26 protein-coding genes are annotated in these 24,480 nt (G+C 67.4%); 15 read left to right on the forward strand and 11 right to left on the reverse strand.

From position 1 onward, the window contains the following. Nucleotides 1–50 precede the first annotated feature (50 nt). The 5 genes from urtB to ACFYO1_RS21665 are packed head-to-tail and all read left to right on the forward strand — an operon-like array spanning nucleotide 51 to nucleotide 4,326. Nucleotides 51–935 (forward strand): urea ABC transporter permease subunit UrtB, encoded by an 885-nt coding sequence (gene urtB / locus ACFYO1_RS21645; RefSeq protein ID WP_387233680.1) that lies wholly within the window; start codon nucleotides 51–53, stop codon nucleotides 933–935. Next, the gene (gene urtC, locus ACFYO1_RS21650; RefSeq protein WP_387233683.1) at nucleotides 932–2,080 is read left to right on the forward strand and encodes an urea ABC transporter permease subunit UrtC; all 1,149 of its coding nucleotides are present in this window, start codon (nucleotides 932–934) and stop codon (nucleotides 2,078–2,080) included. The genes urtB and urtC overlap by 4 nt, the downstream gene beginning before the upstream one ends. Beyond that, entirely contained in the window at nucleotides 2,077–2,919 is an 843-nt protein-coding gene (gene urtD / locus ACFYO1_RS21655; RefSeq protein WP_387233687.1) for an urea ABC transporter ATP-binding protein UrtD, read from the forward strand. The genes urtC and urtD overlap by 4 nt, the downstream gene beginning before the upstream one ends. Further along, nucleotides 2,919–3,611 carry an urea ABC transporter ATP-binding subunit UrtE gene (urtE, locus tag ACFYO1_RS21660; protein WP_387233690.1) on the forward strand — a complete coding sequence of 231 codons (693 nt, stop codon included), beginning with the start codon at nucleotides 2,919–2,921 and terminating at the stop codon, nucleotides 3,609–3,611. Before urtD ends, urtE begins: the two co-directional genes overlap by 1 nt. Before the next feature lie 10 nt (nucleotides 3,612–3,621). Continuing rightward, a complete protein-coding gene (locus ACFYO1_RS21665) occupies nucleotides 3,622–4,326 on the forward strand; it encodes a GntR family transcriptional regulator (RefSeq protein WP_387233693.1) in 705 nt (234 codons plus the stop codon). Nucleotides 4,327–4,329: 3 nt separating this feature from the next. On the opposite strand, the gene ACFYO1_RS21670 is transcribed toward ACFYO1_RS21665, so the two are convergent. Beyond that, on the reverse strand, nucleotides 4,330–5,202 hold the full coding sequence (locus ACFYO1_RS21670; protein WP_387233696.1) for an NERD domain-containing protein: 873 nt from the start codon (nucleotides 5,200–5,202) through the stop codon (nucleotides 4,330–4,332). A gap of 193 nt (nucleotides 5,203–5,395) precedes the next feature. Between ACFYO1_RS21670 and ACFYO1_RS21675 the strand changes: the two genes are divergently transcribed. Beyond that, on the forward strand, nucleotides 5,396–5,929 hold the full coding sequence (locus tag ACFYO1_RS21675; protein WP_387235290.1) for a carboxymuconolactone decarboxylase family protein: 534 nt from the start codon (nucleotides 5,396–5,398) through the stop codon (nucleotides 5,927–5,929). Nucleotides 5,930–6,015: 86 nt separating this feature from the next. Here ACFYO1_RS21675 and ACFYO1_RS21680 read toward each other — a convergent pair whose 3' ends face one another. After that, nucleotides 6,016–6,720: a TetR/AcrR family transcriptional regulator gene (locus tag ACFYO1_RS21680; RefSeq protein ID WP_387235293.1), complete on the reverse strand. Its 705-nt coding sequence runs from the start codon at nucleotides 6,718–6,720 to the stop codon at nucleotides 6,016–6,018. Nucleotides 6,721–6,936: 216 nt separating this feature from the next. Between ACFYO1_RS21680 and ACFYO1_RS21685 the strand changes: the two genes are divergently transcribed. Continuing rightward, nucleotides 6,937–7,314: a VOC family protein gene (locus ACFYO1_RS21685; RefSeq protein WP_387233699.1), complete on the forward strand. Its 378-nt coding sequence runs from the start codon at nucleotides 6,937–6,939 to the stop codon at nucleotides 7,312–7,314. A 73-nt stretch (nucleotides 7,315–7,387) separates the two neighbouring features. Here the strand turns inward: ACFYO1_RS21685 and ACFYO1_RS21690 are convergent, their stop codons facing one another. Then, nucleotides 7,388–8,239: an SDR family oxidoreductase gene (locus tag ACFYO1_RS21690; RefSeq protein ID WP_387233702.1), complete on the reverse strand. Its 852-nt coding sequence runs from the start codon at nucleotides 8,237–8,239 to the stop codon at nucleotides 7,388–7,390. Nucleotides 8,240–8,338: 99 nt separating this feature from the next. On the opposite strand from ACFYO1_RS21690, the gene ACFYO1_RS21695 reads away from it, so the two are divergent. Beyond that, a complete protein-coding gene (locus ACFYO1_RS21695) occupies nucleotides 8,339–8,737 on the forward strand; it encodes a winged helix-turn-helix transcriptional regulator (RefSeq protein ID WP_378722140.1) in 399 nt (132 codons plus the stop codon). A 46-nt stretch (nucleotides 8,738–8,783) separates the two neighbouring features. Further along, nucleotides 8,784–9,200, forward strand: coding sequence for a PPOX class F420-dependent oxidoreductase (locus tag ACFYO1_RS21700; protein ID WP_378722141.1), 417 nt, complete (start codon nucleotides 8,784–8,786; stop codon nucleotides 9,198–9,200). On the opposite strand, the gene ACFYO1_RS21705 is transcribed toward ACFYO1_RS21700, so the two are convergent. Both ACFYO1_RS21705 and lpdA read right to left on the reverse strand, forming a co-directional pair. After that, on the reverse strand, nucleotides 9,201–9,905 hold the full coding sequence (locus ACFYO1_RS21705) for a polysaccharide deacetylase family protein (protein WP_387233707.1): 705 nt from the start codon (nucleotides 9,903–9,905) through the stop codon (nucleotides 9,201–9,203). A gap of 104 nt (nucleotides 9,906–10,009) precedes the next feature. After that, entirely contained in the window at nucleotides 10,010–11,413 is a 1,404-nt protein-coding gene (gene lpdA, locus ACFYO1_RS21710) for a dihydrolipoyl dehydrogenase (RefSeq protein WP_387233710.1), read from the reverse strand. Between the two features lie 160 nt (nucleotides 11,414–11,573). Here lpdA and ACFYO1_RS21715 point away from each other — a divergent pair, with 160 nt between their 5' ends. After that, entirely contained in the window at nucleotides 11,574–11,912 is a 339-nt protein-coding gene (locus ACFYO1_RS21715) for an MmcQ/YjbR family DNA-binding protein (protein ID WP_387233713.1), read from the forward strand. Here ACFYO1_RS21715 and ACFYO1_RS21720 read toward each other — a convergent pair. Beyond that, on the reverse strand, nucleotides 11,909–12,883 hold the full coding sequence (locus ACFYO1_RS21720) for a dipeptidase (protein WP_387233716.1): 975 nt from the start codon (nucleotides 12,881–12,883) through the stop codon (nucleotides 11,909–11,911). The two genes, ACFYO1_RS21715 and ACFYO1_RS21720, sit on opposite strands and share 4 nt — an antisense overlap. A 130-nt stretch (nucleotides 12,884–13,013) precedes the next feature. Here ACFYO1_RS21720 and ACFYO1_RS21725 point away from each other — a divergent pair, with 130 nt between their 5' ends. The 3 genes from ACFYO1_RS21725 (at nucleotide 13,014) to ACFYO1_RS21735 (ending at nucleotide 16,383) form a co-directional block, all read left to right on the forward strand. Continuing rightward, nucleotides 13,014–13,559: a hypothetical protein gene (locus tag ACFYO1_RS21725; protein ID WP_387233719.1), complete on the forward strand. Its 546-nt coding sequence runs from the start codon at nucleotides 13,014–13,016 to the stop codon at nucleotides 13,557–13,559. Nucleotides 13,560–13,600: 41 nt separating this feature from the next. Then, nucleotides 13,601–15,658: a prolyl oligopeptidase family protein gene (locus ACFYO1_RS21730; protein WP_387233722.1), complete on the forward strand. Its 2,058-nt coding sequence runs from the start codon at nucleotides 13,601–13,603 to the stop codon at nucleotides 15,656–15,658. A 77-nt stretch (nucleotides 15,659–15,735) separates the two neighbouring features. Then, complete coding sequence (locus ACFYO1_RS21735) at nucleotides 15,736–16,383, forward strand: TetR/AcrR family transcriptional regulator C-terminal domain-containing protein (protein WP_387233725.1); 648 nt, start codon at nucleotides 15,736–15,738, stop codon at nucleotides 16,381–16,383. Here the strand turns inward: ACFYO1_RS21735 and ACFYO1_RS21740 are convergent. From ACFYO1_RS21740 to ACFYO1_RS21750, 3 genes are all read right to left on the reverse strand, one after another. Next, on the reverse strand, nucleotides 16,380–17,240 hold the full coding sequence (locus ACFYO1_RS21740; RefSeq protein WP_387233728.1) for an alpha/beta fold hydrolase: 861 nt from the start codon (nucleotides 17,238–17,240) through the stop codon (nucleotides 16,380–16,382). The genes ACFYO1_RS21735 and ACFYO1_RS21740 overlap by 4 nt on opposite strands. A 50-nt stretch (nucleotides 17,241–17,290) precedes the next feature. Beyond that, nucleotides 17,291–17,923, reverse strand: coding sequence for a TetR/AcrR family transcriptional regulator (locus ACFYO1_RS21745; protein WP_387233731.1), 633 nt, complete (start codon nucleotides 17,921–17,923; stop codon nucleotides 17,291–17,293). A gap of 420 nt (nucleotides 17,924–18,343) precedes the next feature. Further along, nucleotides 18,344–18,808: a MarR family winged helix-turn-helix transcriptional regulator gene (locus ACFYO1_RS21750; RefSeq protein WP_387233734.1), complete on the reverse strand. Its 465-nt coding sequence runs from the start codon at nucleotides 18,806–18,808 to the stop codon at nucleotides 18,344–18,346. Between the two features lie 109 nt (nucleotides 18,809–18,917). Here ACFYO1_RS21750 and ACFYO1_RS21755 point away from each other — a divergent pair, with 109 nt between their 5' ends. After that, nucleotides 18,918–19,952, forward strand: coding sequence for an SMP-30/gluconolactonase/LRE family protein (locus ACFYO1_RS21755; protein ID WP_387233737.1), 1,035 nt, complete (start codon nucleotides 18,918–18,920; stop codon nucleotides 19,950–19,952). A gap of 153 nt (nucleotides 19,953–20,105) precedes the next feature. Here the strand turns inward: ACFYO1_RS21755 and groL are convergent, their stop codons facing one another. After that, a complete protein-coding gene (gene groL, locus ACFYO1_RS21760) occupies nucleotides 20,106–21,731 on the reverse strand; it encodes a chaperonin GroEL (protein ID WP_387233740.1) in 1,626 nt (541 codons plus the stop codon). A 208-nt stretch (nucleotides 21,732–21,939) separates the two neighbouring features. Continuing rightward, nucleotides 21,940–22,233: a hypothetical protein gene (locus ACFYO1_RS21765; protein WP_107659693.1), complete on the reverse strand. Its 294-nt coding sequence runs from the start codon at nucleotides 22,231–22,233 to the stop codon at nucleotides 21,940–21,942. A gap of 87 nt (nucleotides 22,234–22,320) precedes the next feature. Here ACFYO1_RS21765 and ACFYO1_RS21770 point away from each other — a divergent pair, with 87 nt between their 5' ends. After that, nucleotides 22,321–24,378, forward strand: a complete 2,058-nt coding sequence (locus ACFYO1_RS21770; RefSeq protein ID WP_387233745.1) for an NAD(+) synthase — start codon at nucleotides 22,321–22,323, stop codon at nucleotides 24,376–24,378. Nucleotides 24,379–24,480: the final 102 nt, after the last annotated feature.

Below are 24,480 nucleotides of genomic sequence, written 5' to 3' on the forward strand. Positions count from 1 at the left end.
ACCGTGAATTCACGGTCACCCCACACCGGCCCGATATCCGAGGAGTCCTAGTGGACGTCGTGATCGGCCAGCTCTTCACCGGGCTGAGTCTGGGATCAATTCTGTTGCTCGCCGCGCTCGGCCTGTCGCTGACCTTCGGTCAGATGGGCGTGATCAATATGGCGCACGGCGAGTTCATCATGGCCGGGTGCTACACGACTTACGTTGTGCAGAAAGTCATTTCGTCGGCCGGTGTATCGCTGGTGGTGTCGCTGCTGGTCGGCTTCCTGGTGGGTGGACTGCTCGGCGCGGCGCTGGAGATGGGCCTGATCCGCTGGATGTACGACCGGCCGCTGGACACCCTGCTGGTCACCTTCGGTGTCGGGCTGGTGCTGCAACAGCTGGCCCGCGACATCTTCGGGGCACCGGCGAAGAATGTCGTTGCGCCGGAATGGCTCAGCGGTGGTGTCACCATCCTGGGCGCGGTGGTGCCGAAGAGCCGGATCTTCATCCTGGTGCTCGCGGTGGCGGCGGTGATCGCGCTGGCGACGGTGCTGAAGACGACGCCGATGGGGCGGCGCATCCGGGCCGTCGTGCAGAACCGGGGACTGGCGGAAACCAGCGGTGTATCAAGTCGTTTCACCGATATCAGCACGTTCTTCATCGGCTCCGGCCTGGCCGGGGTCGCCGGCGTGGCGCTCACGCTGATCGGTTCGACCAGCCCGACCATCGGGCAGAGCTATCTGATCGACGCCTTCCTGGTGGTGGTGATCGGCGGACTCGGCCAGATCAAGGGCACCGTGATCGCGGCTTTCGCGCTCGGCCTGCTCAACTCCTACATCGAATACTCGACCACCGCGTCGATCGCCAAAGTCATCGTGTTCGTCGTGATCGTCATCTTCCTGCAGGTGCGCCCGCAGGGCCTGTTCACCGTTCGCACAAGGAGTTTGGCATGACCACGCTGATAGAACGGTGGCGCGCGCACTCGACCCTGACCGCGCTGGGTGGCTTCGGCGTCGCCGCGATCCTGTTGTTCGCGGTCGCGCCGGCAGCACTCAGCGACTTCCGGTTGAACCTGCTGGCCAAGTTCCTCTGCTTCGCGATCGTCGCGGTGGGGATCGGATTGGCCTGGGGCCGTGGCGGAATGCTCACGCTGGGGCAGGGGGTGTTCTTCGGCATCGGTGCGTACATCATGGCGATGCATTTGCAGATGGCCGACGCGTCGCGGCTCGGCAACGATGTGCCGGAGTTCATGGAGATCTCCGGGATTCGGGAATTGCCCTCGTTCTGGCAGCCTTTCGCGTCCGGGCCGGTGGCGCTGATCGGGATTCTGGTGCTGCCCGCGCTGGTCGCGGCGGTGCTCGGGTACGGCGTGTTCAAGCGCCGGGTCAAGGGCGCGTATTTCGCCATCCTGAGTCAGGCGCTGGCCGCGGCGCTGGCCATCCTGCTGACCGGGCAGCAGGCCATCGGCGGGTTCACCGGGCTGTCGGACTTCCGCGCGTTCTTCGGGTTCAAGCTGTCCGATCCGGCGAACCGGAAGATGCTGTTCTTCATCGCGGCGGGCACGCTGCTGGTGGTGGTCGCGCTGGTGCGCCAGCTGATGCGCAGCCGGTACGGCGAATTGCTTGTGGCAGTGCGGGATCAGGAGGAGCGGGTGCGCTTCCTCGGATACGACCCGGCCAACGTGAAGATCGTCGCGTACGTGGTCGCCGCGTTCTTCGCGGGCATCGCCGGGGCGCTGTTCACGCCGATCGTCGGCATCATCTCCCCCGCCGACATCGGCGTGGTGCCGTCCATCGCGTTCCTCATCGGCGTCGCGATCGGCGGCCGGACCACCCTGCTCGGCCCGGTGCTGGGCGCGATCGGCGTGGCCTGGGCGCAGACCGCGTTCTCCGAGGAGTTCCCGTCCGGGTGGACCTATCTGCAAGGCGTGCTGTTCATCGTGGTGATCGGCTTCATCCCGGCCGGGCTGGCGGGCGTGTGGCCGATGCTGAAGGGCTTGCTGGACAGCAGATTCCGTCGTGTCACGCCGACAACGCCCGCATCAATCGTCGTCGAACCGCAGCCCGCGATCGAACCGGAGAAGGTGGAATCCCGATGAGCACGACCACACCGGAACCGAAGCTCGGCGGCAATGCCGGAATGTCGAGCGAGTATCTCGAGATCCGCGGCCTCTCCGTCAGTTTCGACGGCTTCAAGGCGGTCACCGATGTCGATATCACTGTGCTGCAAGGTGATCTGCGTTTCTTGATCGGTCCGAACGGCGCGGGCAAGACGACGCTCATCGACGCGATCACCGGCCTGGTCCCGGCGACCGGATCGGCGCAGAAGACCGGCGTCGAACTGCTCGGCAAGAAGGTGCACCAGATCGCCCGGCTGGGCGTCGGGCGCACGTTCCAGACGGCGAGCGTGTTCGAACAACTCAGCGTCCTGCAGAATCTCGACATAGCCGCCGGTGCGGGCCGCTCGGCACTCACCATGCTGCGCCGGCGCGCCTCGGTGCTGCCCGGCATCGAGGAGGCGCTGGAGATCACCGGCCTCGGCGACCTGCGGGACAAACCCGCCGGGGTGCTCGCGCACGGCCAGAAGCAGTGGCTGGAGATCGGCATGCTGCTGGTGCAGAACGCGTCGGTGCTGCTGCTCGACGAGCCGGTGGCCGGCATGAGCGCCGAGGAGCGTGAGGAGACCGGGAACCTGTTGCGCCGCATCGGCGGTGAACGCATCGTCGTCGTGGTGGAGCACGACATGGACTTCATGCGTTCGTTCGCCAGCTCGGTGACCGTGCTGGCCGGCGGCAAGGTATTGAGCGAGGGCACCGTCGAACAGGTGCAGGCGGACCCGAAGGTGCAGGAGGTCTACCTCGGCACGGCCGCGGCCATCGGCACCGCCCTCGAAGACGCCGCAACGACCGGAGATGTCACCGTGAAGGAGTCCGTCTGATGCTCGAGCTCATCGATATCCATTCCGGCTACGGCCGCACCGAGGTGATTCACGGTGTGTCGGTGACGGTTCCGGACGACAGCGTGGTCGCCATCATGGGGCACAACGGCGCGGGCAAGACCACGCTGTTGCGCACCGCGGTCGGGTTGATCGGCACCAAGGCGGGGCAGATCAGGTTCGACGGGGAGCCGATCACCAAGCTGTCGCCGTCGCGGCGGGTGCGGCGCGGTCTCGCGTATGTACCGCAGGGACAACAGAGTTTCCCGCAGCTGACCACCGCGGAGAACCTCCAGGTAGTCGCGGACGGGCGCAAGCGCGGCAAGGCGCTGATCGACGAGTCCCTGGATCTGTTTCCCGCGCTGCGGGAATTGCTGGGCCGCAAGGCCGGTCTGCTCTCCGGCGGGCAGCGCCAGCAGTTGGCGATCGCGCGGGCGCTGATCACCGAGCCCAAGCTGCTCATCCTCGACGAACCGACCGAGGGCATCCAGCCCTCGGTGGTCGCCGAAATCGAGCGCACCATCATCGATTTGACCCGCCGCGGCGGGTTGAGCGTGCTGCTGGTGGAGCAGCACATCGGTTTCGCGCTCCAGGCGGCGCAGCGCTATTACATCCTGGCGTCCGGCCGGGTCACCTCCACTGGCGAGGGCGGCGCGGGCGCGGAGACCGCGGTCCGCTCGGCGATGGCGATCTGAGCTGACCACCGTGCCGCGTCGGGGGCGGATCCCGTTGAGCGAGCGCGTGTATCACTCGCTGCGCCGGGATCTCGCCGCCGGTATCTTCGTGCCGACCGAACGACTCGGCGAGGAACGGCTCGCCGAGATCTACGGGGTATCGCGCACCCCGGTCCGGGAGGCACTCGCTCGGTTACAGGCCGACGGACTGATCGAGCGGCGCGCCGACGGTCTTTACCCGTACCGGCCGCGACTCGATGAACTCGATCACCTGTATGAACTGCGAATCGTCCTGGAGGCCAGGGGTATTCAGCGGGTGAGCGCGGATTCACCCGAAACCGGGCGGCCCGCACACGATCTCGACCTGATCCGAGCCGAGCTGGACACCTGGCGCACACTGCGCGACACCCCGCCGGAACCCGGTCCGGCGCTGGTCGCCGACGAGCGTTTCCATACGACCCTGCTGACCGCGGCGGGCAATACCGCGCTGGCAGAAGCACTTACCGCGGTGCACAGCCGGGTGCGCCCGGTCCGCACCCTGGACGTGCCGACCCCGGACCGCATCGCCACCATGACTGCCGAGCACATCGCGATCGCCGAACAACTCCTGTCCGGCAACGTGAAGGGCGCGCTGCACACCCTCATCACGCACATCGACATCTCCCGCGCGCACGTCCTGGCCCGCGCTCAGCGTGCGCTGGAGCTCACCAAACTGGCTCGGGCCGTGCGGGATTGACCCTCAGCAGTCCTGCTGGAACGGCCAGCACTGCTTGGGCCGGTAGGCGGGCGGTGAGGGGGTCGGGCTCGTCGTGCTGGTTTCCTGCGGCGTCGGCTGCGAGGAGTCGTGCACCAGCGAGTTGGCGATCACCCCGATCACCGCGATCATCCCGACGACCGCCAGCGCGACCATGGTCCACCCGGCGTACGAGTGCTTTTTCGTCGCGACACCCGGGGTGGGCTCGACCCGGGGTTTGGGCGGACGCGGGATGACGCTCGGCGACTCCTGCGCCACCTGCTCGAACCCGGCGTCCACCAGGTCGGTGCGCGACGGCGTGCGGTCGGCGAGACCGAGCGCGGCGCAGTCGCCGATCACCCGGTCGGCCGTCCACTTTCGCGGTCCGGCGGAGAAGCTTTCGAGGTAGATGCGCAGCTCGGTGGCGTCGGCGACATTGCCGACGACAACGTCCAGTCCTGGTCGCAGGTTGGTGCGCGACGGCCGCACCACGGCGCCGCGGAACGGGATCAGCGCGACGGCGCCGCAGACGTGCCCCGGGTCGATCAGCGCCCGCTCGAGCGTGGTCTTCACCGCCGAGATGCCGTGTTCCAGCCGATCCGACGGGCTGCCGGACGGCTCGTCCAGGTCCGCTTCGGCATCGCTGATCTTCCATGGCCCATCCGCGGCGATGCTGAGAATTCCGCTCTGCCTGCGCCGGAACCCTTTGACCTCGAGCACGGTCAGCCCGCGCGGCGTCCAGATCACCGCATCGATGCGCCGATCGCCGACCGGCACGTCGATCATGGCGAGGGCCGCCGACGGATAGGAACGCAGACATTCGACGAATTCTTGTTCAGCACCCGAGAGTTGTGCCCCGGGCTTGACCCTCACCAGCATGTCGAGCTCGTCCGCCTCTCCGCGTCGTCAGGACGGGCAGATCGATCGTAACGGGGTAAACCCCAGGGTGCGCGGGCAATTGGCGACAGCCCTCGATCCGGGACGTACTCGCCGGTAGGCTGACGGCTCGGCCCGGTACCGCCGGGCCGCCCACCCCCTCACGCGGAGGAGCCGACCAAGCATGGTTTCAGCGCTGCGACCACGCATCTCGCCCGGACGCCTGCGCGAGCTGGGCCCGATCAACTGGGTGGTCTGGCAGGTGCTTTCCAAGGCCGCGGGCACCGATGACGCGCACCTGTTCAGCACGCTCGGGCGCACCAGGGGATTGTTCCGCGGCTGGCTGCACTACTCGGGCAAGCTCATGCCCGGCGGCCGGTTGCCGCGGCACGAGTCGGAATTGGTCATCATTCGCGTCGCGCACCTGACCGGTTGCGAGTACGAGATGGACCATCACATCCGGCTCGGCAAGCGGGCCGGGGTGACCGCGGAGATCCTCGAACGGCTGCGCACCGGGCCGGAAGCGCCGGGGTGGACGGACAAGCACCGGGCGCTGATCGCGGCCGTCGATCAGCTGGTGCGGACCCGCGATCTGGATGACCCGCACTGGGCGGCGCTGGCCGAGCATTACGACGAGCGCAGTTTGATCGAGATCGTGCTGCTGGTCAATCAGTACGAAGGGCTGGCCTCCACGATCACCGCCCTGCGCGTCCAGCGCGACGGGGTCTAGCGCGCAGCAGACGCGCGCTTCTTGAATCCGCCCGGGATGCGAGCCGGGCGCGGGATATCGAGAAACATGCGTGAAGTCGCAGGTGCTCAATGGTTTTCGATGAGGGGCGCCAAGCCGTCGAGTACTCGGGCGAGGCCGAAATCGTAGGCGTGGTCGGCGCTGTAGGCGGAGTCGTGGGTTCGGCCCGCGGTTGATCCGACGCGGACCGCCACCGGGAATCGTTCCGCGTCGAAGACCTGCTCCAGCAGTGGCGCCGCGCGTTCCCACCATTGGTGATCGGACATCGCGCTGTCCGCGGCGGCCCGCGCGGTGTCGATGGCGATGCGGGCGACCGAGGTGACGAAGCCGAGCACGTAGGTGAGCGACGCGTCCATCGTGACGTCGTCCAGGCCGAGGCCGTCGAAGGCGCGCAGTTCGTGGTCGTATTTGGCGGCCATGCCCGGCCCGAGCGGCGGGCGGGTGGTCGGCAGGTAGGCGACCCACGGGTGGCGCGCGAGCAGGGTTCGGTTCTCGGCAGCGATCCGCCCGACCCGTTCACGCCAGGGCAGGCCCGACAAATCGGCGCGGTCCATCTCGCCGTAGACCTTGTCCACCATCAGGTCGATCAGCTCGGCTTTGCCCGGTACGTAGGTGTAGGTGGCCATGGGGGTCAGGCCGAGCCGGGAGGCGACGGCGCGCATGGTGAGCGCGGCGATGCCGTCCGCGTCGGCGATCTCGATGGCCGCCGCGACCACGGCGTCCACGCTGCTGCGTTGCTTCGGTCCGCGCACGGGTGCCGGACTGCCCGGCATCCGCCACAGCAACTCCAGTGTGCGCACCGGGTCGCCGGCGCTGCTGCGATCCTGCTTTCCGCGCCGCTGCCCCGAATCGTCGTCCACCCTGCCTCCTCGCCTGGTCGCCCCGATCGTATCGACGTGACGCAGGTCATAGTGCGGCCGCCCCGGAATTCTTCTACAAAGTACATCGTACTAAGTATAGAGTTAATTCCGGAGCTCCGAGGAGGGCCTATGAACATCACCGCTTCCGCCATCTCGCTCAACGTCCCCGATCCGCTGGCGTCGGCGAAGTTCCTGATCGACCACCTGGGCTTCGTGGAGAAGATGTCGGCCGACGGGTTCATCTCACTGGACCGTCCGGACGCCGGGCTCAACGTGATCTACCTGCGAACCGGGCTGAAATCGTTCAAGCCGGAAAGCGCGGCGGGCAGCGCCGGCGAGGGCCTGCTGGTCGTGTTCATCGTGGAGGACATCGACGACCAGTACGCCCGCCTGCAAAGCGAGGGGGTCCCCATCGTCACCCCGATCGAGACCGAGGAATGGGGCGAGCGCTACTTCCAGATGCGCGACCCGAACGGGATCATCGTGCAGCTGGTGCAGTGGGTGTAGCCGCATAGAACTCGATTTCCCGCGCACCGAATCGTCGGCGATTCGGTATGCGGGAAATCGGCGGGTGCGCGGCTCAGCTCAGGGCCGCGCGGAACACCTCGGCGGCGGGGGTGGTGGGGCGGCCGAGCAGCTTCTGCAGGTCGCCGCTGGTTACGTCGAGCAGGCCCTTGGTGATGCCGGCGTCCGCGTCGGCCAGCGCGTGGGCGTAGTCGGCGGGCAGGCCTGCCTGCTGGAGGGCGGCGGCGTAGTCGGCCTGCGGGAGGTCCCGGTAGCTGACCGGCCGGCCGGCCACCGACGAGATCACCTGGGCCAGTTCGGCATAGGTGAGGCGCTCGTCGCCGCCCAATTCGTACACCTGACCGGCATGCCCGTCGGTGGTGAGCACCTTCGCGGCAGCTTCGGCGTAGTCGGCGCGCGCCGCGCCGGCCACCCGGCCCTCGCCCGCGGCGCCGTTCAGCACGCCGGATTCGACGGCGTGCGCGAGGCCGCCGAGGTAGTTCTCCCAGTACCAGCCGTTGCGCAGAATCGTGTGCGGCACAGTCGAATCGGCGAGCGCCGCCTCGCTGCCGATGTGCTCCTGCGCCAGGATCATCGGGTTCTGCGATCCCTGCGGAATGCTGGTGTAGACGAGCAGTTCGACGCCCGCGCGCTCGGCGGCGCGAATGACGTTGGTGTGCTGGGCGACTCGGGCGCCGAATTCGTTGCCGGAGACCAGCAGCACCCGGTCGACCCCGGCCAGCGCGCGGTCCAGCGCTTCGGCGTCGTCGTAACTCGCCTGCCGCACGTCCACGCCCTGCTCGGCCAGATCGGCGACCTTCTGCGGATCGCGCACGATCGCGACCACCGGCGCGGCGCCCTCGCGCAGCAGCGCCTGTACGACGAGACGGCCCAGCTGTCCACTGGCGCCGGTCACGGCAACGGTCATCTCTACCTCCATGAGCATGTACGGTTCGTTAAGCACTAACTATTAGTAAGTACTATGCATTCATACACCACTTTGGTCAAGTTGGGTACTATCGGATGTATGAGTACGCAGCGCACCTCGTCGCCAGACCTGGACGACCCGTCGCTGGAACCCGACGTATTCGCCAGGAACTGCACGTCACGGCCGGTTTTGCAGAACATAGCCAGCCGCTGGGGCATTCTCGCCCTGGTCGCGCTGCGCGAGGGGTCCTACCGGTTCAGCGCGCTGCGCAGGCGGGTCGACGGCGTCAGCGAGCGGATGTTGTCGCAGACCCTGCAGGCCCTGGAACGCGACGGCATGGTGCATCGCGAGGTGCAGGAAACCATCCCGCCGCGGGTCGAATACACGCTGACCGAACTGGGCGCCCAGGTCGCCGATCAGCTGCACGCGCTGGTCCTGGTGGTCGAGACGAACATGCCGAAAGTCCGTGATGCCCAGGCGGCCTACCACCGCGACTGAGCCGCCCGGGGGAAGAGACCCGGATCACCACCGGTTGAATACCGGCATGGAACTCGCCCGAGCAGTCGACTTCGCCCGCGACCACCGCAGGTCCGTGCTGACCACCATCCGCCGCAACGGCCGTCCGCAACTGTCCAACGTGCTGCACGTGATCGGCGGCGACGGCACCATCCGCATCTCCATCACCGCGGACCGCGCGAAATACCACAACCTGGTGCGCGAACCGTGGGCCGCCATCCACGTCACCCGCGAGGACTTCTTCGCCTACGCGGTGATCGAGGCCATCGCCTCGGTCACGCCCGTGGCCGAGGACCCGCACGACGACACCGTCGAGGCCCTCGTCGACTACTACCGCGCCGCGAACGGCGAACACCCGGACTGGGACGACTACCGCCGCGCCATGGTCGCCGATCGCCGGGCCCTGGCCATCCTCACCCCGTCTCATGCCTACGGGATGCTCTGATCAGTGCCGCATCAACTCCGAGACGGTGACGAATTGGTAGCCCTGAGCCCGTAGTTCGGCGACGATGCGCGGGATGGCGGCCAGCGCCGGTTCGGCCCACCGGTGCATGACGTGCAGCAGAATTATCGAGCCCTGCCGCGTCTCGCGCACGGCCTGCGCGGCGATCTCGTCGGCGGTCGCGGTCTCGCCGGAGTCGGGCTCGACATCCCAGGTCACCGAGGTGCGATCGTGATCGGACAGGTACTCGGGCAGCGACCAGAGCTTCTTGCCGTACGGCGGACGGAACGTAATCGGGCCCGAGTAACCGGTTTTCGCGATCTCGGCGTCGGTGCGTTCGATCTCGTCCCGGACGGTACTCGCGGAACTGAAGACCATTCGGTGGTGGCTATAGCTGTGGTTGCCGATCTCGTGCCCGGCCTCGGCGATCGCCCTGCCGTACTCGGGATGCGCCGCGAGATCGCCGCCGACCAGATAGAAGGTTGCTTTGATCTGTTGCTCGGCAAGCACTTTCAGGACGCCGGGCGCACGATCGGTCGGCCCGTCGTCCAGGGTCAGCGCCACCACTTTGTCGCTGGTGCCGACCCGGTTCACCAGCCGTCCGGCCAGCTGGAACGTGCGCGAGTTCATCAGGTAGTACCCGCCGACCGCCACCAGCAGCAAGACGACAACCACCAGCGCCCCGCCGATCAGCCACTTACGCATCATCGCTGTCTAGCAAACCAGCGGCGAGACCACCAGACCCGACCACGAAAAACGGTGGCGCCCGGACCTTTCGGACCGGGCGCCACCGTCGGGCTGTGCGACTGCGCTCAGAAGTTGATCATGTGCCCGGCGAGGCCGTGGAACGCCTCCTGCAGGGCTTCGCTGAGCGTGGGGTGGGTGTGCACGTTGCGGGTCAGCTCGTTGATGGTGAGGTCCCACTTCTGCGCCAGGGTCAGCTCGGGCAGCAGCTCCGAGACGTCCGGGCCGATCAGGTGGCCGCCGATCAGTTCGCCGTACTTGGCGTCGGCGACCAGCTTGACGAAACCGGTCGGATCGCCGAGGCCGTGCGCCTTGCCGTTGGCCATGAACGGGAAGGTCGCGACCTTCACGTCGTAGCCCTCGTCGCGGGCCTGCTGCTCGGTCAGGCCGAAGCTGGCGACCTGCGGCTGGCAGAAGGTGGCGCGCGGCATCATCCGGTAGTCGCCCAGGGTGACCGTGTCCGCGCCCGCGATGGTCTCGGCGGCGACCACGCCCTGCGCCTCCGCGACGTGCGCGAGCTGCAGCTTCGCGGTGACGTCGCCGATGGCGTAGATGTGCGGCACATTGGTGCGCATGTAGTCGTCGATCGCGATGGCGCCGCGGTCGGTCAGCTCGACGCCGGCCGCCTCCAGGCCGTAACCCTCGACCCGGGGCGCGAAGCCGACGGCCTGCAGCACCTTGTCGACGGTGACCGTCTCCACGTTGCCGGACTTGTTGTCCTTGATCGCGACGGTGACCTTCGAGCCGTCGTCCTCGATGGACTGCACCGCGGCACCGGTGGAGATGGTGATGCCGAGCTTCTTGTACTGCTTGGTGATCTCTTTCGAGACGTCCGCGTCCTCGTTCGGCAGCGCGCGGTCCAGGAACTCGACGATGCGCACGTCGACGCCGTAGTTCTTCAGGACGTAGCCGAACTCCATGCCGATGGCGCCCGCGCCGACGATCAGGATCGAGCCGGGCAGGTCGCGGGTGAGGATCTGCTCCTCGTAGGTCACCACGTTGTCGCTGAGCTGAGTGCCCGGCAGCAGCTTGGTCACGGTGCCGGTCGCGATGATCACGTTGTCGAAGGTGACGGTCTCGGTACCGCCCTTGGACAGCTCGACCGACAGCGTGTTCGCGTCGGTGAAGGTGCCCTTGCCGTCGAACTCGTCGATCTTGTTCTTCTTCATCAGGAAGTGGACGCCCTTGACCCGGCCGTCCGCCACCTTGCGGCTGCGATCGAACGCGACACCGAAGTCGAAGTTCACCTCGCCCGAGATCCCGAAGGTCTTGGCTTCCTTGGTGAAGATGTGCGCCAGTTCAGCGTTACGCAGCAGCGCCTTGGAAGGGATGCAGCCGACGTTCAGGCACACACCGCCCCAGTACTTTTGCTCGACGATCGCGGTACGGAGGCCTAACTGTGCCGCACGGATGGCGGCGACGTAACCGCCAGGACCGGCACCGAGAACGACAACGTCGTAATGGGAAGTCACGACACCGAGCCTAACTCCGTCGCTACGAGTTGGCCCACCGGTCCCCCACAACACTGAGCCGTAGGCCACACCCGGGCGCAACTTCGGTGCTCGCACGGCGGGCGATGTGGCGAATCAGACAATTCGGCCGAGTGTCGTACCCCGGCGCGATACTCAGCGGGTGGTGACAGCTGATGACGTGCGGCGGATCGCGATGAGCCTGCCGCGAACGACCGAGGCGCTGGTCCGGGACCGGGTGAAATACCGGATCGGCCGGATCGTCTATCTGGCGCTGTCCGCGGACGAGACCCGGATGGGGTTCGCGTTTCCCAAGGCCGAGCGGGTGGCGCTGGTCGAGGCCGAGCCGGACAAGTTCATGCTGCCGCGGCCGTCGGACGAACGGTACAACTGGGTCCGGGTGCGACTGGCCGCCCTCGACGAGGCGGAGCTGACCGAGCTGATCGTCGAGGCGTGGCGGATGTGCGTGCCCAAGCGGGTGGCCGCCGAACACCTCGGCTAGTTGTCGCGCCAGACCTGCCGCGCGACCCGGGAGAAGTTGCCGCCGAACACTGCCGCGCGATCCTCGGCGCTGAATCCGCGCCGCGCCAGCACCTCGTCCAGACCGGGCACCCCGCTCGTCCCGAGCAGGTCCTCGGGCGGAACCCATTGCAGCGGGCCCCATTGGGTGTACGACTCGGGAAACAGCTCCGGGTGATCGGCGAGCATGTCGTTGAAGTCCTCGGCGTCGAACGAGTAGTCCGAGCCGATCCCGATGTGCTCGATGCCGAGCAGCTCCGCGCCGTATTCGACGTGATCCGCCATCGCCTCGACCCGGGCGGCAGCCTCATCGATGCCGTTGTGGCCCAGGAAGATACCCACGCCGTTCAGTCCCACCACCCCGCCGGTGGCGGCACAGGCCTTCGCCTGTTCATCGGTGATGTTGCGCGGATGCTCCCACAGCGCGGCGAAATTGGAGTGGCTGTAGATCATCGGGACCTGCGTGTATGTCGCCAGATCGAGCCCGGTGCGCCGGGAGCAGTGCGATCCGTCCGCGAACATGCCGACCTCGTTGAGCGTGCGCACCAGGTCCCGGCCGAAGGCGGTGAGCCCGGTGTCGTCCGCGTCCAGGCAGCCGCAACCCGCCAGGTTCGCGCTGTTGTAGGTCGGCAGCAGCGAGCGAACGCCCAACTCGTAGAACAACGCCACGTTGTCCAGGTCGCCGCCGAGCGGCCCCGAGTCCTCCAGATCGAAGGCCAGCGCGATGGTTTCCGGATCGCCGATATCGGAGTGGCTGTGCACCAGGCGAAATCGCCCATCGGCGAGCGCGTCGGCGCGATACTGCCGGATCAGCTTCAGCGAATCCTCGGTCGAATGCGGCGAATACCCGGCATTCACCGACAGATAGGACCCGAGTGGATACCGCGCGAGGTCCGCGATCCGCGCCGAGGGCACCAACGGCAGACAGCAGTGCTGCTCCCACAGAAACGGCAAGAAAACCTCCTGGTCGGATCGGGCTCGAATCCGCGATCCTACTGAGCCGCGGCACGTTCCGCCGTAACGACGTGTCCCATTCGCCCGATTCACCAAGTGCTCCATTCTTCCTGCCTGAAGGCGGTGCGACATGCGTCGCGTCCTCGTTCTCCTTGCCTCCGTCCTCGCACTGGCCGGCCTCTGGATCGTTCCCGGGCCCGCCGCGGCAACACCCACCTATTGCGGATCGGTGTGGGGTTCGCTCGAGAAGTCGAGCGAACCCAGGGTCGCCGCGCCGATCACCGGCATCCGGTCCGGCGAGCACGAATGTTTCGATCGGCTGGTCTTCGATGTCGCCGGTCCGGCCGCGGGGTATCGCGTCCGGTACGTCGATGCGGTGACGATGGACGCGTCGGGCGCGCCGGTACCGCTGCGCGGCGGAGCATTCCTGCAGGTCGTCGTCTACGCGCCGGCCTACAGTGACGCCGGCCGGGCCACCTACCAGCCGGGGAACCGGAACGAACTGGCCGACGTAGCCGGATACCAGACCTTCCGCCAGGTCGCCTGGGCCGGATCGTTCGAGGGGCAGACCACGGTCGGCCTCGGCGTGCGCGGCCGGCTGCCGATGCGGGTGTTCACCCTCGGCGGACCGGGCAACGGATCCCGCGTGGTGGTGGACGTCGCGCACTACTGGTAACCCCCACGCCCCGATTTGCGCTGGTCGGCAACAATGAGGGCATGAGCGGCGTTGAGCAGAATGTGACCGACCCTTACCTCTGGCTCGAAGAAGTGACCGACGAGCGGGCGCTCGACTGGGCCCGCGCGCACAACAGCGTGGTGGTCGAGCAATTCGCCGCCTCCGACCGGTTCCGCGAGCTCGAACAGCGCATTCTGGACATGCTCGACACCGACACCAAGATCGCCTACCCCGGCCGGCGCGGCAGCTGGCTCTACAACTTCTGGCGTGATGCCGAACATCCGCGCGGGTTGTGGCGGCGCACCACGTTCGCCGAGTACGCCAAGGAGTCCCCCGACTGGGACGTACTGATCGACCTGGACGCGCTGGCCGCCGCGGAGGACGAGAACTGGGTGTGGGGCGGCGCCGCGGTGCTGCGCCCGGACCAGTCGCGCGCGCTGATCAGCCTGTCCCGCGGCGGTGCGGACGCCAAGGTGGTGCGCGAGTTCGACATGGCGACAAGGGAATTCATCGATCCGGCGGACGGCGGATTCTTCCTGCCCGAGGCGAAGTCAGACCTGCACTGGATCGATATCGATTCGGTGTACGTCGGCACGGACTTCGGCCCCGGCTCGCTGACCGACTCGGGTTACCCGCGCATCGCCAAGCGCTGGCAGCGCGGCACCGCATTGGCCGACGCGGTCACCGTCTTCGAGGGCGAGGCCGGCGACGTCGCGGTATCGGCGGGCTACGACCGGACCCCCGGCTACGAACGCCACTACATCGGCCGCGCCACCGACTTCTTCAACGAAGAGGTCTATCTACTCGAAACCGACGGCACGCTAAGGCATTTGGACGTGCCCACCGATGCCAGCGAGTCCTGGTACAAGGATTGGCTGCTGATCCGGCTGAAGTCACCGTGGGAGGTCGGCGGAAACGCCTACCCGGCGGGCGCGCTGCTGGCTATCGACTTCGAGAAGTTTCTCGCCGGCGCACGGGAATTCGAGGTGATCTTCACCCCGGACACGCACACCTCGCTGCACGGCTACGGCTGGACCGAGAACCACCTGCTGCTGATCACGCTGGAAGACGTGCAGACCAAGCTCTACGTGGTGACGCCCGGCGCGGACGGCTGGCATCGGGAATCGCTGGCCGACACCCCGCCGATGGCCACCACCAGCGTGATGAACCTCGATCCGCTCGAGGGCGGCGACGAATTCATGCTCACCACAAGCGGATTCACCACGCCCGCGACGCTGCTGGCCAGCTCGGTCGGCGGCGACACCGAGCAGCTCAAGCAGGAACCCGGCTTCTTCGACGCCGACGGCATCGAGACCGAGCAGTTCTTCGCGACCTCCGACGACGGAACGCAGGTGCCGTACTTCGTGATTCGGCATCGCGACCGCAGGGGCACGCCCGGCCCGACGGTGATGTCCGGCTACGGCGGCTTCGAGGTCTCGCGCACGCCCGCCTACAGCGGCGCGTCCGGGATGGGCTGGCTGGAACGCGGCGGCACCTGGGTGATGACGAACATCCGCGGCGGCGGCGAATACGGCCCGCAGTGGCACACCGCGGTGCAGAAGGCGAACCGGCACAAGGTGTACGAGGACTTCGCCGCGATCGCGAAAGACCTTGTCGCGCGCGGCATCACCACCGCCGATCAGCTCGGCGCGGTAGGCGGCAGCAACGGCGGCCTGCTCATGGGCGTGATGCTGACCCGCTACCCGGAGCTGTTCGGCGCCATCGTCTGCCAGGTGCCGCTGCTGGATATGAAGCGCTACCACCTGCTGCTGGCCGGCGCCTCGTGGATCGCCGAGTACGGCGACCCGGACAAGCCGGAGGAGTGGGAGTACATCAGCAAGTACTCGCCGTATCAGAACGCGAAGGCCGACGTCGCCTACCCGCCGATCCTGCTCACCACCTCCACCCGCGACGACCGCGTGCATCCCGGCCATGCCCGCAAGATGGCCGCGCTGCTGGAGGAACAGGGCCACGAGTTCTGGTACCACGAGAACATCGAGGGCGGCCACGGCGGCGCCGCGGACAACAAGCAGTCGGCGTTCCAGGCCGGCCTGATCTACGAGTTCTTCACCCAGATGCTGGTCGAACGGCGCGGATGACCGCTGGTTCCGGGGTTTCGGGCCTACGGTGTAGATATCGTCTACGTCGTAGACCTGGACCCGGAAGGAGAGCCGTCGTGGATTCCGACAACGCCGTCGAGGTGACGCGCGCGCGACGCGCCCGGCGGGCGAGTCCGGCGCCGACGACGCGCACCACCTTGAACCGCGACTATATCGCCGCGGTAGCGCTGAGCCTCATCGATCGGACCGGTGTCGACGGATTTTCCATGCGCAAACTCGGCGGCGCGCTCGGCGCCGACCCGATGGCCGCCTACCGGCACTTCACCGATCAGCAGGACCTGTTCGACGGCATCGCCGCCGCGATGTTCGCCGAACTGGACATGGAATCCCTACCGTGGCAAGAACCTTGGCGCGACCTGATGCGCGCCTACGCGTTCCGGCTGCGGTCCACGTTGCGCAGGCACCCGAATGCGGTGCCGGTCTTCGCCACTCGCCAGGTGCGCAGCGAGCTGGCCGTCGAGACCGGCAGCTGGATGGTGGAACACCTTCAGGGCGCGGGCTTTTCGGCGACGGTCGCAACGCAGCTCACCCGCTGCCTGCGCGAGTACGCGATCGGGCACATCCTCAGCCACGCCATCGCCGCGGTGGCGGCGCAGCGCACCGAGCAACCCGAACAGCCCACCGGCACCGATCATTTCGATCTCGGGCTGGACGCGATGCTGGACGGCTTCAGCCGCCACCTCGACCTCGGCCGGCCCGGCTAACGATCGCGCAGCCACTTCTCGATCTGATCGAGGGTGGTGCCGGGTTCGCGGATCCAGCCGTTGTGCCCCAACGGTTCCGGCTGATGCCAGGTGGTGATGTCGGCCTTCGGCAGCTTCTCCAGCAGGTGCTGGGCGGAGCCGGGTGGAGTCAAATCGTCGGCGGTCATGGTGATGGACAGAACGGGCAGCTCGAGCCGGGAGATCCGCTCCTCGTAATCGATATCGGCGCCGACCGGCTGAAACCGCCCGGTGCGGGCCAGTCGGGCCCAGTCCGCGATCAGCACCTTGGACTGGCGGCCGAAACCGCCCGCCGGGATCCGATCGCCGGGCCAGAAGCCCGCCAGCCCGGCGGTCAGCGCCGCGGCCGCCGTGCCGACCAGGATGCCCGGACTCGAAAGTCCCGGGTAGCCACGGTAATACGGCGTTCCGGAGGCGACCAGGATCAGCCCGCCGAGCCGGCCGCGGATCCGCGCGGCGTACATGACCGAGAACTGCCCGCCCATGCTGTGCCCGAGCAGATACGGCGTGCTGGCCGGGAATCGGTCGCGCACCACCGAGAAGATCGCCGGGAAGTCGACCGAGACCAGCTCGTGGTAGCCGAAAGTGCTGGCGGCGCTGGGTTTCGGCGTGCTGTCGCCGTTGCCGCGCAGCTCACCGATCGCCACATCGAACCCGCGCGCCGCCAATCTTCCGGCGAACAGCTCGTAGTACCCGGCGGGGACGCCGAGACCGGGCACCATCACCACCACCGGGCGCGGCGCGTCCGGGGTGACCGGATGCCGATGAGCCCCTGCGGCCGGGATCAGCCGTACCGGAACCATGCTGCCGTCGGGCATTTGGATCGGAACCGTCTCCATCCTGGGCACGCTACCGTTCGCCCGCGAACCGCGCCCCGGCCGCTCGGTGGTTACGCTCCGACCGCTCCCATGATCACCCTGCTCAGCACCCGGATCACCTCGTCGAGCGGCGGACGCGGGTCCGATCCGCTCCAGGAATCCACCACATAGTTCACCGCGCCGATCACCGCGAGCACGCGCATCTCGTAGTCGCCGGTCGGGATCTCGCCCTGCATGGCCGCGTCCTCGGCGACCCCGGTGAGCAGCGAGCCCCAGATCCGGCGCAACTCGAGCCGGAACTTCTCCACCTTCGGGCCCGCACCGACCACCTCGACCAGGGCGACGCGCGCCTTGCGCGGATCCGATCCGATGGACTCGACATAGGCGCGCACGGACGCGTCGATGATCTCGAGCACGCCCGCGTCGGCCTTGCTCTCCATCGCGGTGGCGACCGCCTCGCGCGACTCGCGATCGATCTGCTCGTAGAGCTCTAGTAGTAGGGACTCGCGGCCGGTGAACTCCTCGTAGAACTGTCGTGAGGAGAGTCCGGCGTCCTTACAGATGGCGCCGACCGAACTATTGGCGTAACCGTCGCGCGCGAAGACCGTCAGGCCCGATTCCAGAAAACGCGCACGCCGCTGACGTTGCCGGTCCTCGACGGGTTGCCCGGCATACATTCGACCCGTATTCGCATCCTGTGACATTGGGCCAGACAATACAGAAGCCCGAGAAGCCCCTGACATGGATCGGGCCGTTGGTATCAACCCGCAACTGACCAGGCGTTTGCCGAAAGTTGGCAGAGTTGCAGGCGGCTCAGCGACCACCCAAAGAGCGCTACCCGCGTCGCAGGGACAGCAGGTTCTTATGGTCGATCGATAGGGGAAAGAACCGTCACGAGTTACGGTTCATACCGGGCGGATCCATTGTCACTGACAGTTTGCCGAAGCGGACGATACCGACCGGCAGTACTGCCGGTACGCGATTTTGACGGGAATTCGTAGAATAATCTTCAACCGAACTGGACCGCTGGTTACGTCTGATTCGTCCTGTCCACCAAGGAAGTTCGCGGACCGCGGGACACCGCCGAATAGGTCGCCCAATAAAGGACATAGACCGCCGGCTGCCTACTTCTTTGGCGCAGTGGGGGTTTCGGGGCGGACGGCGTCGTAGAGCTCCGCGCAGCGGGTGAGCAGTTGCTCGAGCGTGGCGCGTTCGGCGTCGGTGAAGCCCTCTGCCACCGCCTGCTCCACCCGGACCGCGCGGGCGTCGGCGTCCCGCATCACCGCGGCGCCGGCCTCGGTGAGGCGGGTTTCGAGGATGTTCTTGTGCCACGCGTGCGGGGTGCGCTCGATGAGGCCGCGCTCCTGCAGGTTGGTCAGCAGTGCGTTCATGGTCGGTGGGGTCACGCCGCACAGGCGAGCCAGCGCGGCGGCCGAGATGCCCGGATTCTCGTCGAGGAACAGCAGGGCGGCGTACTGCGGAACGGTGACGCCCGCCGGCTTCAGCGCGGCATGTTTCGCCGTTTGCAGCGCCTGCTCGGCGCGCTTCACGTACGAGCCGACGCGCTCGGAGGAGTGCAGGGACGTCATTACCGCATGGTATCTGCCCGATCTAACGTAAGACTATTGACTGATGTTAGAACTCTAACCTATCTTCGTATTCATTCTTAGATGTGGATACATCTAAGGGATAGATTCGATGAGAGGCACGACCGTGTTCCACGCACCGCGTCGCCGCATGGCGACCATTGCCATCGCGCTGACCTGCACCGCCGCCGCAGCCTGCGGCACCACCGAGACCGCCGCGCAACCCGACCGGGCCGCCCAGCCTGTGCGCATCAGCACCGCATACGAACTGCCCGGCGAGGGCGTCTACCCCGAGGGCATCGCCGCCGATCCGCGAACCGGCGACACCTATGTCGGCTCGTACGCCACCGGAGCCGTCTACCGAGCGACGCCGGGAACCCAACGGGCCGAGGTCTTCCTGCCCGCCGGCGCGGAGGGCCGCAAGACCGCCAATGGCCTGCGGGTCGATCCGGCGGGACGGCTGTGGGTGACCGACTCGACCGCCGGAGTCACGGTGTACGACATCGCGACTCGCGCGTTGATTGCCCGGTTCGACGTGCCCGGCCCCGCGCCGCGGTTCGTCAACGACATCGCCATCACGCCGGACGGCACCGCCTACCTGACCGACTCCAGCCGAAACATCGTCTACCGCGTCACCGCCGCACAGGTGGCCGAGGTCGCCGCGCACGGCGGACGGGCGGATCTGACCACAGGTTTCGATCTGACCCCGGCGGTCGCGCCGCACGGGGCCGATGCCTTCACCCTGAACGGCATCGTGGCCGACGCCGCCGGTCGCTACCTGCTGGTCGTCGACATGAACGCGGGCGAGCTGTTCCGCGTCGCCCTCACCCCGAATGCCGCCGACCCGATCCGCAAGGTGAACCTGAACGGCGGCAACATGATTCACGGCGACGGACTGGAATTGCGGGACAACACACTGTGGGTGGTGCAGAACACCGACAACGCCATCTCCCGCTGGAGCATCGGCGACGACGGCGCCACCGCGACCCTGGATCAGCGCATCGCCGACGAATCCCTGGGCCTGCCAACCACTTCGGTGCACAGCAACAACCAGAACCTGGTCGTCGCTTCACAATTCGACAAGGGCGGGCCGATGGGACCGGGCACCCCGAAGCCCTTCACCGTCGTCGCCGTAACGGGTATCTGAGCATTATTCCTGAACCGGACTTGTAGATAGGTTAGCCTAACCTGTACAGTCGGATTCGAAGCACGCGGAAGGGACTCCGCAGACAGCCGAAAGCCGGTCCGCCCGAGGGTGGACCGGCTTTCGGTTTCTAGCAGTATTGCCGGGTGGCCGGACTCAGAAGTCCATGCCGCCCATGCCACCGGTCGGGTCGCCAGCAGGTGCGGCGGCCTTCTCCGGCTTGTCGGCGACGACGGCCTCGGTGGTGAGGAACAGCGCCGCGATGGACGCCGCGTTCTGCAGCGCGGAGCGGGTGACCTTCACCGGGTCGGCGACACCGGCCGCGAGCAGGTCCTCGTACACGCCGGAATCGGCGTTGAGGCCGCTGCCTGCGGGCAGGTTGGACACCTTCTCGGCGACAACGCCCGGCTCGAGGCCGGCGTTGAAGGCGATCTGCTTCAGCGGAGCCGACAGCGCGACGCGCACGATGTTGGCACCGGTCGCCTCGTCACCCTCGAGCTTCAGGTCGTCCAGGGCGGGCGCCGACTGCAGCAGCGCAACGCCACCACCGGCGACGATGCCCTCTTCGACGGCAGCCTTCGCGTTGCGCACGGCATCTTCGATGCGGTGCTTGCGCTCCTTGAGCTCGACCTCGGTCGCGGCGCCGGCCTTGATCACCGCGACACCGCCGGCCAGCTTGGCCAGACGCTCCTGCAGCTTCTCCCGGTCGTAGTCGGAGTCCGAGTTCTCGATCTCGGCCCGGATCTGCTGCACGCGGCCCTTGATGGCCTCCGCGTCGCCCGCGCCCTCGACGATGGTGGTCTCGTCCTTGGTGATGACAACCTTGCGCGCCTGGCCGAGCAGCTCGACACCGGCGGTCTCCAGGGAGAGGCCGACCTCTTCGCTGATGACCTCGCCACCGGTGAGGATGGCGATGTCGGCGAGCTGGGCCTTGCGGCGGTCACCGAAGCCCGGCGCCTTGACGGCGACGGACTTGAAGGTGCCGCGGATCTTGTTGACGACCAGGGTCGACAGGGCTTCGCCCTCGACGTCCTCGGCGATGATCAGCAGCGGCTTGCCGGCCTGGATGACCTTCTCCAGCAGCGGCAGCAGGTCCTTGACGGTCGAGATCTTCGAGCCGACCAGCAGGATGTACGGGTCCTCGAGGACCGCTTCCTGACGCTCCGGGTCGGTGACGAAGTAACCCGAGATGTAGCCCTTGTCGAAGCGCATGCCCTCGGTCAGCTCCAGCTGGAGGCCGAAGGTGTTGCTCTCCTCGACGGTGATGACACCTTCCTTGCCGACCTTGTCCATGGCCTCGGCGATGAGCTCACCGATGGACGAGTCGCCGGCGGAGATACCAGCGGTAGCAGCGATCTGCTCCTTGGTGTCGATCTCCTTGGCGGTGTCGAGCAGCTTGGCGGTGACAGCCTCGACGGCCTTCTCGATGCCGCGCTTCAGGCCGAGGGGGTTCGCGCCGGCCGCGACGTTACGCAGGCCCTCGCGCACGAGCGCCTGGGCGAGCACGGTGGCGGTGGTGGTGCCGTCGCCCGCGACGTCGTCCGTCTTCTTGGCGACTTCCTTGACCAGCTCGGCGCCGATCTTCTCGTACGGGTCCTCCAGCTCGATCTCCTTGGCGATGGAAACACCATCGTTGGTGATCGTGGGGGCGCCCCACTTCTTCTCCAGGACAACGTTGCGACCCTTCGGCCCCAGCGTCACCTTGACCGCATCAGCGAGGGCATTGAGGCCCCGCTCGAGACCGCGACGGGCCTCTTCGTCGTACGCAATTGTCTTGGCCATGGCGTTGTTGAGATCCTCCATGTGTATGGCTGACACACAGGACGACCGCAGGTTGGATCGCCCCATTACGCTGGCCAGGTTCGGTGCCCGCGACGGACGACCGAGGGTGTCGATGGAACCCGGTCTCACCGGCCCGACCTGGCACTCACAGGTAGAGAGTGCCAATGCCATTTCTAGCACTCGGGGGTGCCGAGTGCAAGGTTCGGCGTCAGGCCCGATCGTCGACGCGCAGGACCAACGCGACGAACGCGTCGGTCCGGCGTTCCTCCGGGGAGCGGGGCTCGCCGCCCTCCACCGTCACCAGCTCCGCATCGTGCAACAACAACTCCGCTTCGACCCGCATGATCGCCCGAATAAATGGGGGCGCCACCTCGGGGGGAAGGTCGCCGTTGACGACGTAGCTGCCGTCCGGCTGTGACTCTGTGGACACATAAGAAAGCGCACGCAGCAGATCGGCGCGTCGTTCCCCCGCGATTAGGTCGGAATCCGTTTCATCCGCCATTGCTATAGCTTAGCGGGCAACCATCGAGGGTAGGTTGCGGAGGGGAAATCATGATCAACTCCGCATCCTCGGCGAAGGGGGACGGCAGTGCGTGAACTGCCCTTCGGCTCGCTCTACCGGCACGACTTCGCCCGGGTGGCGGTGGCCGTGCCCAGGGTCCGGGTCGCAGACCCGGACTACAACGTGGAGCAGACGCTGCTGCTCGCCCGGCAGGCGGCGGCCGACTCGGTCGTCCTGACCGTGTTCCCCGAGCTGGGGCTTTCGTGCTACAGCGCCGACGACCTGTTCCACCAAGACGCGCTGGACGACGCGGTGCGGGCGGCGCTGGCGCAGGTGGTCGCGGCGAGCGCCGACATCGATACGGTGCTGGTGGTGGGCGCGCCGGTGCGCACCCAGGGACGGCTGTTCAACTGCGCCGTCGCGATCTGCCGGGGAGTGGTGCTCGGGGCGGTGCCGAAGAGCTATCTGCCGAACTATCGGGAGTTCTACGAGAAGCGCCAGTTCGCGGCGGCCAGGGAGAACCTGGAAACGCACGTCACCATCGCCGGGCAGCGGGCGCCGTTCGGCGCGGATCTGCTGTTCACGGCGAGCAATCTCGACGGGTTCGTGTTCCATCTGGAGATCTGCGAGGACGGGTGGGTTCCGTTGCCGCCCAGCGGTTATGCGGCGCTGGCCGGAGCAACGGTGCTGGTCAACCTGTCGGCGAGCAATATCGTCATCGGCAAGGCGGACTACCGCCGGGCACTGTGCACGTCGCATTCGGCGCGCTATCTGGCCGCGTACCTGTATTCGGCTGCGGGACACGGGGAATCGACGACCGACCTGGCCTGGGACGGGCAGGCGCTGGTCTGCGAGAACGGCGACCTGCTCGCCGAGGGTGAGCGCTTCGCCGACCATCCGCAGCTGGTGACCGCCGATCTCGATCTGCGCCGGCTGGCCGCGGATCGGCTGCGCACCACCAGCTTTGCTGACAATGTGCACGACCACCGGGATCGGCTGACCCGGCTGCGCCGGATCGAGGTCGAGTTGCCGATTCCGGCGGGCGCGGTCGAGCTGCGGCGCGAAATCGAGCGCTTCCCGTACGTTCCCGCGGATTCCGCGGCGCGCAACGAGCGTTGCGCGGAGGTGCGCCACATCCAGGTGGAGGGGCTGAGCACGCGGCTGCGGGCCACCGGGATCGAGCGGGTGGTCATCGGCGTTTCCGGCGGCCTGGACTCCACACTGGCGCTGATCGTCGCCGCGGAGACGATGGACCGGCTCGGGCTGCCGCGCGCAAATGTGCTGGCGTACACCATGCCCGGGTTCGCGACCAGCACCCGGACTCGCACCGACGCGCACCGGCTGATGGACGCGCTCGGGGTGACCGCGCGGGAGATCGACATCCGCCCGTCGGCCACCCAGATGCTGCGTGATCTCGGCCACCCGGCCGCCGACGGCGCGCCGCAGTACGACATCACCTACGAGAACGTGCAGGCGGGCGAGCGCACGTCGCATCTGTTCCGGCTGGCCAACCAGCACAACGCGCTCGTCATCGGCACCGGCGACCTCAGCGAACTCGCCCTGGGCTGGTGCACTTTCGGCGTCGGCGATCACATGGCGCACTACAGCGTGAACGCGTCGGTGCCGAAGACACTGATCAAATACCTGATCGCCTGGTCGGTGGAGACCGCGCAGTTCGGGCCCGCCGCGGGCGAGGTGCTCGCGTCGATCCTGCGCACCGAGATCTCCCCGGAGCTGGTGCCGGACGCGGATTCGTCCGCGCCGGGGCAGAGTTCCGAGGCCACCGTCGGACCGTACGAACTCCAGGATTTCCACCTCTACTACCTGCTGCGTTTCGGCTATCTCCCCAGCCGCATCGCCTATCTGGCCAGGCACGCGTGGTTGGATCCGAGCCGCGGGCACTGGCCGGAACTCATTCCCGCCGACCAGCGCAACGCCTACGACCTCGCCACGATCAAGCACTGGCTGGCCGAGTTCCTGCGCCGGTTCGTCCAGACCAGTCAGTTCAAACGCTCGACGCTGCCCAACGCGCCGAAGGTCGGGTCCGGCGGCTCGCTCTCGCCGCGCGGTGACTGGCGCGCGCCGAGCGACGCGTCGGCCGCGGCCTGGCTGGACGAACTCGCCCGCAACGTACCGCAGGACTGACCAGGCTGTCCGCCAAGGCAATTCGGCTCGACCGGCGCGGAGCACCGACCTGCCGGCCGTGCGCGCTCCGTCCGCAGACCGCGCACGGCCGGAGCTTCCGCC

The organism is Nocardia sp. NPDC006044 (assembly GCF_042871115.1).
In the GTDB taxonomy this organism is placed as follows: domain Bacteria; phylum Actinomycetota; class Actinomycetes; order Mycobacteriales; family Mycobacteriaceae; genus Nocardia.